12 protein-coding genes are annotated in these 13,696 nt (G+C 59.4%); 11 read left to right on the top strand and 1 reads right to left on the bottom strand.

Going from position 1 to position 13,696, the window contains the following annotated elements; translation table 11 throughout:
* The first annotated feature begins 155 nt into the window (after positions 1–155).
* From hisC to pyrF, 10 genes are all read left to right on the top strand, one after another.
* A complete protein-coding gene (hisC, locus tag BLP65_RS00425) occupies positions 156–1,262 on the top strand; it encodes a histidinol-phosphate transaminase (protein ID WP_092991509.1) in 1,107 nt (368 codons plus the stop codon).
* A 27-nt stretch (positions 1,263–1,289) separates the two neighbouring features.
* Positions 1,290–2,306, top strand: coding sequence for a 3-deoxy-7-phosphoheptulonate synthase (aroF, locus tag BLP65_RS00420; protein ID WP_092991507.1), 1,017 nt, complete (start codon positions 1,290–1,292; stop codon positions 2,304–2,306).
* A gap of 4 nt (positions 2,307–2,310) precedes the next feature.
* The gene (locus tag BLP65_RS00415; protein WP_092992268.1) at positions 2,311–3,183 is read left to right on the top strand and encodes a prephenate dehydrogenase; all 873 of its coding nucleotides are present in this window, start codon (positions 2,311–2,313) and stop codon (positions 3,181–3,183) included.
* 89 nt (positions 3,184–3,272) lie between these two features.
* Complete coding sequence (gene aroA, locus BLP65_RS00410) at positions 3,273–4,592, top strand: 3-phosphoshikimate 1-carboxyvinyltransferase (protein ID WP_092991505.1); 1,320 nt, start codon at positions 3,273–3,275, stop codon at positions 4,590–4,592.
* Positions 4,593–4,883: 291 nt separating this feature from the next.
* The gene (gene cmk, locus BLP65_RS00405) at positions 4,884–5,576 is read left to right on the top strand and encodes a (d)CMP kinase (protein WP_092991503.1); all 693 of its coding nucleotides are present in this window, start codon (positions 4,884–4,886) and stop codon (positions 5,574–5,576) included.
* A gap of 117 nt (positions 5,577–5,693) precedes the next feature.
* Positions 5,694–7,370: a 30S ribosomal protein S1 gene (gene rpsA, locus BLP65_RS00400; protein WP_092991501.1), complete on the top strand. Its 1,677-nt coding sequence runs from the start codon at positions 5,694–5,696 to the stop codon at positions 7,368–7,370.
* A 117-nt stretch (positions 7,371–7,487) separates the two neighbouring features.
* On the top strand, positions 7,488–7,808 hold the full coding sequence (gene ihfB, locus BLP65_RS00395) for an integration host factor subunit beta (protein ID WP_092991499.1): 321 nt from the start codon (positions 7,488–7,490) through the stop codon (positions 7,806–7,808).
* A 182-nt stretch (positions 7,809–7,990) separates the two neighbouring features.
* On the top strand, positions 7,991–8,284 hold the full coding sequence (locus BLP65_RS00390) for a lipopolysaccharide assembly protein LapA domain-containing protein (protein WP_092991497.1): 294 nt from the start codon (positions 7,991–7,993) through the stop codon (positions 8,282–8,284).
* Between the two features lies 1 nt (position 8,285).
* Positions 8,286–9,455 carry a lipopolysaccharide assembly protein LapB gene (gene lapB, locus BLP65_RS00385; protein WP_092991495.1) on the top strand — a complete coding sequence of 390 codons (1,170 nt, stop codon included), beginning with the start codon at positions 8,286–8,288 and terminating at the stop codon, positions 9,453–9,455.
* Between the two features lie 8 nt (positions 9,456–9,463).
* Entirely contained in the window at positions 9,464–10,165 is a 702-nt protein-coding gene (pyrF, locus tag BLP65_RS00380) for an orotidine-5'-phosphate decarboxylase (RefSeq protein WP_092991493.1), read from the top strand.
* Between the two features lie 163 nt (positions 10,166–10,328).
* On the opposite strand, the gene uvrB is transcribed toward pyrF, so the two are convergent.
* A complete protein-coding gene (uvrB, locus tag BLP65_RS00375) occupies positions 10,329–12,353 on the bottom strand; it encodes an excinuclease ABC subunit UvrB (RefSeq protein ID WP_092991491.1) in 2,025 nt (674 codons plus the stop codon).
* A gap of 79 nt (positions 12,354–12,432) precedes the next feature.
* On the opposite strand from uvrB, the gene BLP65_RS00370 reads away from it, so the two are divergent.
* Positions 12,433–13,620 carry a pyridoxal phosphate-dependent aminotransferase gene (locus BLP65_RS00370; protein ID WP_092991489.1) on the top strand — a complete coding sequence of 396 codons (1,188 nt, stop codon included), beginning with the start codon at positions 12,433–12,435 and terminating at the stop codon, positions 13,618–13,620.
* Positions 13,621–13,696 lie beyond the last annotated feature (76 nt).

The raw sequence follows: 13,696 nt of genomic DNA, 5'->3' as shown, positions 1-13,696 counted from the left end.
GCGCACGGGGTTGTTGAATTGGGTGACGCCTTGCCGGGTTATCGCCCCGGGCCGAGCAAATACAAAAGGGTTTTCCCCCGAGTCCCCCGTGCTCCCCGTGGTTTAATCTCTGTGTTCTCTGTGCCCTCTGTGGTTTTATTTAGTTAATACAGGTTATGACTGATTTTACCGAACGCGCGGCGCCCGGTGTGCGCGGGCTGCAGCCTTATCAACCCGGCAAGCCGATTGAGGAGCTGGAGCGGGAGCTGGGCATCACCAACGCGGTGAAGCTGGCTTCCAACGAGAATCCGCTCGGGCCGAGCCCGCTCGCCGTCGAGGCGGGTCGCAAGGCGATGACGGATGTCGGGCTCTATCCGGACGGCAACGGTTTTCGCCTGAAGCAAAAGCTCGCGGAACGGATCGGGGTGGCGATGGAGCGCATTACCCTCGGCAATGGCTCCAGCGATATTCTGGAATTCGTGGTACGCGCCTTTGTGCAGCCGGGAGATACGGTGCTGTTTTCGGAGCACGCCTTTGCCATCTACCCGATCCTGGCGATGACCGTCTCGGCCAAGCCGGTTTCCGTGCCGGCCAGGGAATGGGGACACGACCTGGCGGCCATGGCGGCGGCGATCACTCCGGAAACCAAAGTGGTGTTCGTGGCTAATCCCAACAACCCGACCGGCACCTGGCTTCGTGGTGATGAATTGGAAGCCTTCATCGCCAAAATGCCCGCAGAGACGGTGGTGGTGGTGGATGAGGCCTACTTCGAGTACGGTCGCCGTCTGGAATCGGACTACCCCGATGCCGTGGCCTGGGTGGAAAAGTATCCCAATCTGGTCGTCAGCCGAACCTTCTCGAAGTGTCACGGCCTTGCCGGACTGCGCGTCGGTTACGGGATATCGCATCCGGGCGTGGCGGATCTGCTGAACCGGGTGCGCCCCCCATTCAACGTCAATAGCGTCGCCCTCGCGGCTGCCGAGGCGGCGTTGGATGATGACGCCCATCTTTCCAGGACTCTGGAGGTGAACGCCGAGGGTATGAAACAGCTGGCCGCTGGTTTCGATACGCTCGGCCTCTCCTATATCGGGTCGGTCGGCAACTTCATCTCGGTGAATGTGGGCCGCGAGGCCGGTCCGGTCTACGAGGCCCTGCTGCGCGAGGGTGTTATTGTCCGACCCATTGCCGGATATGGCATGCCGGACCACCTTCGCATCACCATCGGTGCCGCCGAACAGAATGAGAGAGTCCTGACTGCCCTGAACACGGTTCTGGGGCGCTGAAAAACAGATCAAGAGGTAGTTGCAAAAATGATCATCATCATGAGCACCGGTGTCAGCGAAGAGCACATCGCCGGTGTTGAAAAACGGTTGGAGTCCATGGGGCTGGGGAGCAATGTCTCCCGGGGTATCGAACGCACGGTAATTGGCGCGATCGGTGACGAGACCAAGGCGGACAAGGAAGCACTGCAGGCGCTGCCCGGCGTCGAGGATGTGATTCGCGTCATGAAGCCCTACAAGATCGTCGCCCGCTCCTACCACAAGGAGGACACCGTGGTGGACATCGGCGGCGTCAAGCTGGGTGGGAATACCGTGCAGGTGATTGCCGGTCCCTGTTCCGTGGAGACCCAGGAGCAGATGGACAGGGCGGCGGAAATGGTCGTCGCTGCGGGGTGCCGGCTGATGCGGGGCGGGGCCTTCAAGCCGCGCACCAGCCCCTACTCCTTCCAGGGCCACGGCGTGGAAGGACTGGAGATCTTTCGCGCCGCGGCGGACAAGCAGAAGCTGCCGATCGTCACTGAGTTGATGGATGTGCGCAGTCTCGATGCCTTTGACGAGTACAACGTGGACGCCATCCAGATCGGCACCCGCAATATGCAGAACTTTGATCTGCTGAAAGAGGTAGGTCGGATCCAGAAGCCGGTGATCCTCAAGCGCGGCATGTCGGCGACCATCAAGGAGTGGCTGATGTCGGCCGAGTACATTGCCGCCGGCGGTAACCACAACATCATCTTCTGCGAGCGTGGCATTCGTACATTCGAAACCTACTATCGCAACGTCCTGGACGTCACTGCCATACCGGTCCTGAAGAAGGAGACCCACCTGCCGGTCATCGTCGATCCGAGCCACGCCGGCGGCAAGGCGTGGATGGTCCCGGCCCTGGCTCGCGCGGCCGTGGCCGCCGGTGCCGACGGTCTGCTGGTGGAGATGCATCCGAGTCCGTGCGAGGCCTGGTGCGATGCCGATCAGGCTATTACACCCGATGAACTCAACGCACTGATGGGTGAGCTCCGGGGGATCGCCAAAGCCATCGGTCGGGATGTCTGAGCCGCTGGTGCGACGTTTGGCAATCATCGGCGTCGGCCTGATCGGCGGTTCGCTGGCTCGCGCCTTGCGGGTGGCCGGCGGCGTCGGAGAGATTGTCGGCTGCGGGCGCGATGAGGGCCAGTTGGTGCGGGCGGTCGAATTGGGCATTATCGACCGGTATAGCACCGATCCGGCGGAAGCCGTGGGCGGGGCTGACGGCGTGGTTATCGGCACCCCGGTAGGGGCTATGGAGTCCATTCTGGAAGCCATTCGTCCCCATTTGGCCGATGGTGCAATCATCACGGATGTGGGCAGCACCAAAGGTTCAGTAGTGGCGGCGGCTCACCGGGTATTCGGGTCGCGCTGTCCGCCCGGGTTCGTTCCCGGTCACCCGATTGCGGGAACCGAACGCAACGGAGTGGAAGCCTCGTTTGCTGAACTGTTCCAGCGGCGGCGCGTGATCCTCACGCCGTTGCCGGAAAGCGATGCGGGTGCCACGGCGGCGGTACGGGCGATGTGGGAGAAGACCGGCGCAGTGGTCGAGACCATGACACCTCAGCACCATGATGAGGTGTTCGCCGCCACCAGCCACCTGCCTCACCTGCTGGCCTACAGTCTGGTCAACACCCTCGCCACCCTGGACGAAAAGGTGGAGATCTTCCGCTACGCCGCCGGTGGCTTCCGCGACTTTACCCGCATTGCCTCGAGCAACCCGCGCATGTGGCACGACATCTCTCTGGCCAATCGTGATGCCCTCCTGAAGGTGATGGACCGTTTCGAAGGTGATCTTCACCAGATGCGGCAGGCCATAGAGGCCGGCGACGGCGACTATCTGCTGGAGGTCTTCACCCGCGCCAAAGAGGCGCGTGACTGTTTCGTGGATAAGGCGGAAGAATAGATAACCACGGGGAACACGGGGTTCACGGGGGAAACCCCTTTGATTCAATTCTCCCCCGTGTTCCCCGTGAACCCCGTGGTTAATAGAAGATGCCAACGACTAACAACAAAGTGGAATTTCTGGTCAAACCGGGCGGGTGTCTCTCAGGACGTATCCGTGTGCCAGGCGACAAGTCGATCTCCCACCGCTCGGTGATGCTCGGCTCGCTGGCTGAAGGGATAACGGAGGTCAGCGGCTTTCTGGAAGGGGAGGACAATCTCGCCACTCTCGATGCCTTTCGGCAGATGGGAGTCCATATTGAAGGGCCTGAAAAAGGCCGGCTGCGGATCGAAGGTGTGGGTCTGCACGGCCTGAAACCACCGGGGAAACCGCTCTATCTGGGCAATTCGGGGACCTCCATGCGTCTGCTGACCGGCCTGCTGGCGGGGCAGAGCTTCGACGTGGAGATGGGTGGAGATGTCTCCCTCTCGAAGCGGCCGATGCGCCGCGTCACCGACCCGTTGAAGACCATGGGGGCGCAGTTGGAAACCGCGCCGGGGGGTACACCGCCGATTCGTATCCGCGGTGGTGCTGCGTTGAAGGCGATTCACTACGACCTTCCGGTGGCCAGCGCTCAGGTCAAATCCTGTCTGCTGCTGGCCGGCCTGTATGCGGACGGTCGTACCTGCATCACTGAACCGGCGCCGACCCGGGACCATACCGAACGGATGCTCGCGGGTTTCGGCTACCCCGTAGGTCGGACCGGTTCGACGGTTTGTGTCGAAGGTGGCGGGCATCTGACCGCCAGTTCGATCGAGGTACCGGCCGATATCTCTTCGGCGACCTTCTTTATGGTTGGCGCCGCCATCGCCGAGGGTTCCGATGTGCTTTTGGAGCATGTGGGTATCAATCCCACCCGTATCGGCGTCATTAATATCCTGCGCCTGATGGGAGCGGAGCTCGAGCTTGGCAACGAACGCGAGGTTGGCGGTGAACCGGTGGCGGACATTAGAGTCCGGGGCAGTCGATTGAAGGGGATTTGTATTCCCGAGGAACAGGTACCCCTGGCTATTGACGAATTCCCCGCACTTTTCGTGGCTGCCGCCTGTGCCGAAGGTGAAACGCGACTGACCGGCGCCCGGGAACTGAGGGTCAAGGAGAGTGACCGTATTCAGGTGATGGCGGATGGGCTCAATATCCTGGGCATCGATGCGTGTCCCACGGAAGACGGTATGGTGATCCAGGGCGGTACGCTGGGTGGCGGAATGGTGGAGAGCCATGGCGACCACCGTATTGCCATGGCCTTCGCGATGGCGGCACTGCGAGCGAATGACAACATTCGTATCCTCGACTGCGCCAATGTCAACACCTCCTTCCCCGGGTTCGTCGGTTTGGCTGCCGAGGCGGGATTGTCAGTGACCGAGGGCTAGTGGTTAGTGGCTAGTGGCTAGTGGCTAGTGGCTAGTAGCGAGGGGCGAGGGGCGAGGGGCGAGGGGCAACGACCAGCGACCAGCTGCTCACTCCCCGTCATTCCTGCGTAGGCGGGAATCCAGAGAGCAGTGGCATGGCTCAAAATGGATCCCCGCCTGCGCGGGGATGACGGTTCGCCTGCGCGGGGATGGCAGGCTCCTAAACCCTGCATGCTCACTCGGGCGAGCAGTTACCGGCGACCAAAGACCAGCGAGCGGTTTTTTCTTTCTTATAGTACGGTGAGAGCTACAATGGATCGGAATAACGTCCCGGTGGTTACGGTCGATGGGCCCAGTGGGGTCGGAAAGGGCACGATCAGCCAGCTTCTGGCCAAGCGCCTGGGGTGGCATTTCCTGGATAGCGGGGCCCTCTACCGTCTCACCGCACTTGCTGCCCGGCGGCATGGCGTGGCACTGGATGACGAGGAAGCCTTGAGTGGGCTTGCCGGTAGTCTCGATGTGCGGTTCGAGGCCGGGGAGCATGGTGGTACTGCGCTGGTTTTCCTGGAAAATCGAGACGTTACAGACGATATTCGGAAGGAGGAATGCGGCAGCGACGCCTCTGTGGTAGCGGCGCTGTTGCCTGTTCGCGAGGCCTTGCTGCAGCGCCAGCGCGCCTTCCGGCGGTCTCCGGGTCTGGTCGCTGATGGTCGTGATATGGGCACAGCGGTATTCCCGGATGCGCCTGCCAAGATCTTTCTGACAGCGAGCCCGGAGGTCAGGGCGGAAAGGCGTTATAACCAGTTGAAGCAAAAGGGTTTGGATGTTAACCTGCCCAGTCTTCTGCGAGAGATTGCCGAACGGGACGAGCGGGATAGCAATCGTAGCGCTTCGCCGCTCCGGCCTGCAGAAGACGCGATCGTGATCGACACTTCCGAACTCGGCGTGCAGGACGTGTTCGAACAAGTGATGTCGGCCATCGCCGAAAAGATTGAAGTAGATTGAATCAGTTAGTAAATAGAGTGCAATACGGGGATTCGCCGACGCCGCGAATCGGATATAACCATCAGCCCAACTGCCTCGCCCTGGCGACGCGGTTTCATATTTTCAGGTTACGGAGTAATGAGCGAAAGCTTTGCAGAACTTTTTGAACAGAGTCTGACCAACACCCAGATGCGCCCCGGCTCCATCGTGACCGGCACCATTGTGGATGTAGGCCAGGAAGTGGTGGTCGTGAACGCCGGACTGAAATCGGAAGGCATGATTCCGACCGAGCAGTTCCTCAACGAGAGCGGCGAGCTGGAAGTGCAGGTCGGCGATCAGGTGGAAGTCGCATTGGAGGCCGTGGAAGACGGTTTCGGTGCCACTCGCCTGTCTCGTGAGAAAGCGAAGCGTGCCGAGACCTGGAACCGCCTGGAAGAGGCTTCCGAGGCTGGCGAGACCGTCAACGGCCGGATTGTCGACAAGGTCAAAGGCGGCTTTACCGTCGAACTCAAAGACATCCGTGCTTTCCTGCCGGGCTCCCTGGTGGATGTCCGTCCGGTACGCGATACCACGTACCTGGAAGGCAAAGAGCTCGAGTTCAAGGTCATCAAGCTGGACCGTCGCCGCAACAATGTCGTGGTTTCCCGTCGCGCCGTCGTCGAGGCAGAGACCTCCGAAGAGCGCGAGGCCCTGCTGGAAAACCTGCAGGAAGGCCAGGTCGTCAAGGGCATCGTCAAGAATCTTACCGACTATGGTGCCTTCGTGGACCTGGGTGGTATCGATGGCCTGTTGCACATCACCGACATGGCGTGGAAACGGGTCAAGCACCCCTCCGAAATCGTCAATGTCGGCGACGAGATCGATGTCAAGGTCCTCAAGTTCGACCGCGAACGCAATCGTGTATCCCTTGGTCTCAAGCAGCTGGGCGAGGATCCGTGGGAAGATATCACCCGTCGTTACCCGGAAAGCACACGGCTGTACGGGAAGGTCACCAACCTCACCGATTACGGTGCATTCGTGGAGATCGAAGAGGGTGTCGAAGGGCTGGTCCACGTTTCCGAAATGGACTGGACCAACAAGAATATCCATCCCTCCAAGGTGGTTCAGCTGGGTGACGAGGTCGAAGTGATGATCCTCGACATCGACGAGGAACGTCGTCGAATCTCCCTGGGCATGAAGCAGTGTGCCACCAATCCATGGGAAGAGTTCGCTGCCACCCATAACAAGGGTGAAAAGGTCTCGGGCAACATCAAGTCCATCACCGATTTCGGTATCTTCATCGGCCTGGACGGTGGCATCGACGGTCTCGTACACCTCTCCGATATCTCCTGGAGTGAGACCGGCGAAGAGGCGGTTCGCAACTATAAGAAGGGCGAAGAAGTCGAGGCAGCCATTCTGGCGATCGACGCCGAGCGCGAACGTATCTCTCTGGGGATCAAACAGCTCGAGCAGGATCCGTTCTCCTCGTTTGTTGCTGAGAATCCGAAGGGCAGTATCGTCAAGGGCGTGGTCAAGGAAGTGGATGCGAAGGGAGCCGTTGTACAGCTGGCCGACCAGATGGAAGGCTTCCTGCGTGCCTCGGAGCTGTCCCGCGATCGTGTCGAGGATGCCCGCACCGTGCTGAACGAGGGTGAGGAGATCGAAGCCCGATTTATCGGTGTCGATCGGAAGAACCGCACCATCAATCTTTCCATCAAGGCGAAGGACATGAAAGAAGAGGCCGACGCCATGCAGGATTACAACCGGCAGTCGGCGGTAGTCAATCCGACCCTGGGCGACCTGCTCAAGGAACAGATGGAAAAGAAAAGCGATTAACTGGCAGATGTGACGGCTTTACCAGTCGTAAGTGAGGGAAAGCCGCTCTAAGTTGCCAGCAGTACGATTGGGAGGTCCGGGTCGAAGCCGGACCTCCATTCTCTCGCGGATATCATGATGACAAAATCCGAACTGATCGAGATACTTGCCAGTAAACAGTCGCAGCTTGCTCAAAAAGACGTTGAGCTGGCCGTGAAAACGATGCTGGAGCACATGGCCCAGACACTGGCCAGTGGCGATCGAATCGAGATCCGTGGCTTCGGTAGCTTTTCGCTGCACTATCGGCCTCCCCGCATGGGTCGTAATCCGAAAACCGGTGAAGCGGTCTCTTTGGGCTCGAAGTTTGTGCCTCATTTCAAGCCGGGCAAGGAATTGCGGGACCGTGTCAATGACGGCATGGAACGCGGAATGGAAATCCGGGATAACGGTACCGGTTGAGCCGCACACTCCATTCTTCTCGTTTTTCTTCCAATCACCTAACCAGCCTTTAGTCGCGAACCAGACGCTTACGGGAAACCTGAACGGGTTTGCCCGGATGCCCGATCCGATCATGTTGGTTGGAGTATCAGCCCCCCTTTGTAGTATCTTGCCAATATGTTGTCGGCCTCACGGGGTAGAGAGTGAAACGTATTCTGGCTTTCATCATTCTGTTGTGCTTCGCCGCCGCAGGGCTCGGTTTTGCCGTGCTGAACGCGGGTGATGTTCAGCTTAACTATTACTTTGGCGAAGCCGTGCTTCCTCTGGCACTGGTGGTTGTAGGGGCACTTGCGGTCGGGGCGTTGCTGGGACTCCTGTCCGCGGCCGGCATGCTGCTGGCCAGGAAACATGAAAGCAACCGTTTGCGCCGGCGGTTGCGTCTGGCTGAACAGGAAATCCGCAATATAAGGGAACTGCCGGTTCGGGACAGCCACTGAGATGATGCTGGAGCTGCTCTTTCTGTTGCTGCCGGTGGCGGCTTACTCCGGTTGGTGGACCGGAAGCCGTTCGCGTGGAAAGAAGCTTGAAGCGGGGGATACACGTTTTTCGGCGGCCTATTTCAAGGGACTGAATTTCCTTTTGAATGAACAGCCGGATAAGGCGATTGAAGTCTTTGTCCACATGCTGGAGGTGGACAGTGAAACCGTCGAGACACACTTCGCACTCGGCAATCTTTTTCTGCGACGTGGCGAAGTGGATCGGGCTATTCGTATTCACCAGAACCTCATCGCCCGCCCAACCCTGACCCGAGAGCAAAGGAACCAGGCCCTGTTTGAGCTGGGGCGGGACTACATGCGCGCGGGACTGCTGGACCGTGCCGAAAGTCTGTTCCTTGAACTGATGGAAGACGGGAACTACGGCTCCCCTTCGCTGCAGCAATTGATTGATATCTACCAGCAGGAGAAGGAGTGGGAGAGGGCCATCCATACGGCACGGCGGCTCGACGGTCGGTCCGGTAAACAGATGCGGCCGACCATCGCTCACTTTTACTGTGAGTTGGCCGAGGCGGAACTGGGCAAGGGGAGTTCCGTACAGGCTCAGAAGATGGTTAAAAAGGCCCTTTCCGAGGACAAGAACTGTGTGCGAGCCAGTCTCATTGAAGGACGATTGTTGCTGAACGCGGGTAGCCCGAAGGCGGCGCTGAAGGCGTACAAACGTGTGGAGCAGCAGGACCCCGACTATTTGCCGGAAGTGAGCGAGCCGGTGCAGATTTGCTACAGCGCATTGCAGCGTCCATCGGAGGCCACCGTCTTCCTGAAGGATGTCTTGCAGCGCCACGGCTCGGCGAGTATCGCTCTGGCTTTGGTGGAGCAGTTGCAGAAGTTGGAGGGCGAAGAGCGGGCCGTCGACTTTTTGACCGATTACTTGGAGCAGCATCCATCGGTGCGCGGTATGTCGCGGCTGATCGAACTGAAAGTGGCCGGTTCCGGCGAAGTTCAAAAGCAGGATTTCAAAATTCTACATACTCTCGTGGACAATATTCTCACCGGTAAGCCGGTCTACAAATGCGGTCACTGCGGCTTTAATGGCAGAACGCTCCACTGGCAGTGTCCCGGTTGCAAGCACTGGAGCACTATCAAACCCATCCATGGCGTCGAAGGAGAATAACCCCGAACATGGCTGACAATGGTCCGAAAATCATCGCGGCACTGGACTTTCCCGACTCGGAGCAGGCTTTCAGGCTCGTGGAACGGCTGAGCCCGGAAAGGTGCCGGCTGAAGGTGGGAAAGGAGTTGTTTGTTCGGGGCGGACCTCGGCTGGTGGAGCAGCTTGCAGCCGATGGCTATGATGTTTTCCTCGATTTGAAGTTTCACGATATTCCCAACACGGTGGCGCGGGCCTGTGAAGCCGCCGCCGATCTGGGGGTATGGATGGTCAACCTCCATGCACTGGGTGGGCGCCGAATGATGGAAGCGGCGCGCGAGGCCCTCGACAAGCGACAGCGCCGCCCCCTGCTCATCGGGGTGACGATCCTCACCAGCATGGGGAGCGAAGACCTGAAGGAGATCCAGCTGCCCGAGGATCCGGAGGCCAATGTTCTGCACTTGGCGCGCCTGGCCCAGCGTGCCGGCCTGGATGGTGTCGTTTGCTCGCCGAAAGAGGTCGCCGGTCTGCGGCGGGAGATTGCCGGTGAGTTTCGCCGGGTGACTCCGGGGATTCGCCCGGCCTGGGCAGCGACCGACGATCAGAAACGGATTACCACGCCGAGTGACGCCATCCGTTTGGGAAGCGACTACCTGGTGATTGGCAGGCCGATCACAGCCGCTTCCGATCCCTTGGAAGCCCTTCGCAAGATCGAAGAGGAACTCGGCGTCTAAGAGCTAACCGCAAAGGACGCAAAGAGCGCAAAGAATTAAAAATGCATCGCAGAGACGCAGAGGGCGCAGAGGTTCGCAGCGAAAACCGAAAAGGATTCTTGAAGCTGCGGTGAATCATTCCTTCTTAGCGCTCGCTCTTTGCGTCCTTCGCGGTTAACACCCCTTAATCCGGCGCGGGCTCGCCCAGACCCATGTTCTGCTCCTTTAACTTGTGTATCTCATCGCGCACCTTCGCTGCCTCCTCGAACTCCAGGTTGCGGGCATGCTGGTACATTTTCTCTTCCAGCTCCTTGAGCGTTTGCCGGAATTCGGCCGGGCTCAGGCTGGCGTACTTGATGACCTCTTCGGCGACTTTGGCGTAGCGCTTCGCCGTGCCGGGTGCTCCCGGATAACCCGTTTCGAGGATATCGCGCACGGCCTTCTGGATGCCCTTCGGCGTAATCCCGTGGGCCTCGTTGTAGGCCACTTGCTTCTCCCGGCGACGGTCCGTCTCGTCAATCGCGCGGCGCATGGAACCGGTAATCCTGTCGGCGTAGAGAATAGCCTTGCCATGCACATTACGGGCCGCACGCCCGATTGTCTGGATGAGTGCCGTCTCGGAACGCAGAAAGCCCTCTTTATCGGCATCCAGAATGGCCACCAGGGAGACCTCGGGCATATCCAGACCTTCGCGTAGCAGGTTGATGCCCACCAGCACGTCGAATTCGCCCAGGCGCAGGTCACGGATGATCTCCATCCGTTCCACGGTATCGATATCGGAGTGCATGTAGCGGACCCTGGCACCATGCTCCTCCAGGTAGTCCGTCAGGTCCTCGGCCATTTTCTTGGTGAGGGTAGTGACCAGGATCCGCTCCTTGTTGGCGGTTCGTTTGCGGATTTCCGAAAGCAGGTCGTCCACCTGGGTGGTGGCGGGGCGGACCTCCAGTTCCGGGTCCACCAGACCGGTGGGGCGCACCACCTGCTCTACTACCTCGCCGGAGTGCGCCGCTTCGTATTTTCCGGGCGTCGCGGAGACGAAGATGGTCTGCGGCGCCTTTTGCTCGAACTCCTCGAACTTCAGGGGGCGGTTATCCAGCGCCGAGGGGAGGCGGAAACCGTAGGTGACCAGGTTCTCCTTTCGCGAGCGATCCCCCCGGTACATGGCGCCGATCTGCGAAACCGTGACGTGGCTCTCGTCGACCACCAGCAGTGCGTCGTCCGGCAGATAGTCGAACAGTGTCGGCGGCGGCTCACCCGGCGCTCGCCCGGAGAGATAGCGCGAGTAGTTCTCGATTCCCGAACAGTAGCCCAACTCGATCATCATCTCGATATCAAAGCGGGTCCGCTGCTCCAGGCGCTGCGCCTCGACCAGCTTGTTGGCCTCGTAGAGTTCGTTGAGGCGCGTCTTGAGCTCCTCCTTGATCTGATCGATCGCCTCCAGGATCGTCTGGCGTGGTGTCACGTAGTGGGTCTTGGGATAGACCGTCAGTCGCGGTACCCGGGAGAGAACCTCGCCGGTGAGGGGGTCGAAATAGGCCAGGGACTCGATTTCGTCGTCAAACAGCTCAACCCGGACGGCCTCGCGTTCGGATTCGGCCGGGAAGATGTCGATGACTTCGCCTCGCACCCGGTAGTTGCCCCGCTGCAATTCGGTGTCATTGCGGGTGTATTGCAGCTCCGCCAGTCTGCGCAGGATCTGACGCTGGTCGACCGTCTCGCCGCGTGACAGGTGCAGCACCATCCCCAGATAGGACTGGGGATCACCGAGCCCGTAAATGGCGGAGACGGTTGCGACCAGGATGGTGTCGGGCCGTTCGAGCAGGGCCTTGGTGGCGGATAACCGCATCTGTTCGATGTGGTCATTGATGGAGGCGTCCTTCTCGATGTAGGTATCGGAGGCGGGAACATAGGCCTCCGGCTGGTAGTAATCATAATAGGAGACAAAATACTCGACGGCGTTTTCCGGGAAAAACTCTTTCATTTCGCCGTAGAGTTGGGCCGCCAGGGTCTTGTTGTGGGCCATGATCAGCGTCGGACGCTGCAGTTGCTGTATCACGTTGGCGACGGTGAAGGTCTTGCCCGACCCGGTCACACCCAGCAGGGTCAGCCCGGCCTCTCCGGCCTCGAGGCCGTCGATGAGGCGGTGAATCGCCTCTTGCTGGTCTCCGGCAGGGGAGTAACCCGATTTTAAAACAAATGACTTGCTCATAAGGGGATTTAGGTGCGCGAAGCGTTCAAGTATATTAGGGGGTAATCTGATTCGAAGCCTAAGTGTCAAGGAGCATTTCTTGGATATCCAGCTGTCCCACCGTGTTCAAAAGGTCAAGCCGTCTCCCACCCTTGCCGTGACCGCGCGCGCCAAGGAACTCAAGGCCCAGGGGAAGGACATTATCGGCCTCGGGGCCGGTGAACCCGACTTTGACACCCCCGAACACATCAAGGAAGCGGCGATTGCGGCTATCCGGGACGGCTTCACCAAATACACGGCCGTCGATGGTACACCGGGTCTAAAAGACGCGGTGATTGAAAAGTTCCGCAGGGACAATGCGCTCGAATACCAGCCAGCTCAGATCCTGGTCTCCAGTGGCGGCAAACAAAGTTTCTACAACATGGCCCAGGCGCTGCTCAATTCCGGTGACGAGGCCATTATCGCAGCACCCTATTGGGTTTCCTATCCGGATATGGTGTTGTTGGCCGACGGCAAACCGGTGGTTATTGAAGCCGGCATTGAGCAGGGATTCAAGATTACCCCCGAGCAGCTTCAGGCCGCCATTACCCCGCAAACCCGGCTCGTGGTCCTGAACAGCCCCTCCAATCCGACCGGCGTGGCCTACACCAGGGCGGAACTGGCCGCGCTCGGTGAAGTACTCAGGCAGCACCCGAAAATCGTGATTGCTTCCGATGATATGTATGAACATATCCTGTGGGCCGATGAACCATTCTGCAACATCGTCAACGCCTGCCCGGAGCTTTATGAGCGGACGGTAGTGATGAACGGTGTCTCCAAGGCATACTCGATGACCGGCTGGCGCATCGGCTATGCGGGAGGGCCGGAGAAATTGATTCAGTCGATGAAGAAGATCCAGTCCCAGAGTACCTCCAACCCGGCCTCCATTTCACAGGCGGCGGCGGAGGCGGCGCTGAGGGGTGACCAATCCTGCATTCAGGAAATGCTGAAGGCTTTCAAGGAGCGCCACGACTTCGTCGTTCAGCGTCTGAATCGAATCAAGGGTGTGCATTGTCTCGCTTCGCAGGGGGCATTTTACAGCTTTCCGGACATGAGCTCGGCGATCGATGCCACCGGCACCGAAAACGATGTGCAATTCGCCGAATATTTGCTGAACGAAGCGGAAGTCGCCCTGGTTCCGGGCTCTGCCTTTGGCAAGCCCGGCTATATGCGACTTTCGTTCGCCACCAGTCTCGATAACCTGCGCGAGGCTCTCGACCGTCTTGCCCGCCTACTTGGGGAAGAGTAGTCCGATACCGACATACTTTTAAGACAATTCCTACAGAATAAAACTTTCTTCCCGGTCACCGGTGGCCTAGAGTTAT

This window comes from Thiohalomonas denitrificans (genome assembly GCF_900102855.1).
In the GTDB taxonomy this organism is placed as follows: Bacteria; Pseudomonadota; Gammaproteobacteria; order Thiohalomonadales; family Thiohalomonadaceae; genus Thiohalomonas; species Thiohalomonas denitrificans.
This window is presented reverse-complemented; position numbering and strand designations above follow the sequence as displayed.

Bases quoted from the DNA above. Each gene is read 5' to 3' on its own strand.
- rpsA (WP_092991501.1), top strand. From the start codon at position 5,694: ATGAGCGAAAGCTTTGCAGAACTTTTTGAACAGAGTCTGACCAACACC.
- ihfB (WP_092991499.1), top strand. From the start codon at position 7,488: ATGACAAAATCCGAACTGATCGAGATACTTGCCAGTAAACAGTCGCAG.
- uvrB (WP_092991491.1), bottom strand. From the start codon at position 12,353: ATGAGCAAGTCATTTGTTTTAAAATCGGGTTACTCCCCTGCCGGAGAC.
- aroA (WP_092991505.1), top strand. From the start codon at position 3,273: ATGCCAACGACTAACAACAAAGTGGAATTTCTGGTCAAACCGGGCGGG.
- cmk (WP_092991503.1), top strand. From the start codon at position 4,884: ATGGATCGGAATAACGTCCCGGTGGTTACGGTCGATGGGCCCAGTGGG.
- hisC (WP_092991509.1), top strand. From the start codon at position 156: ATGACTGATTTTACCGAACGCGCGGCGCCCGGTGTGCGCGGGCTGCAG.
- aroF (WP_092991507.1), top strand. From the start codon at position 1,290: ATGATCATCATCATGAGCACCGGTGTCAGCGAAGAGCACATCGCCGGT.
- lapB (WP_092991495.1), top strand. From the start codon at position 8,286: ATGATGCTGGAGCTGCTCTTTCTGTTGCTGCCGGTGGCGGCTTACTCC.
- pyrF (WP_092991493.1), top strand. From the start codon at position 9,464: ATGGCTGACAATGGTCCGAAAATCATCGCGGCACTGGACTTTCCCGAC.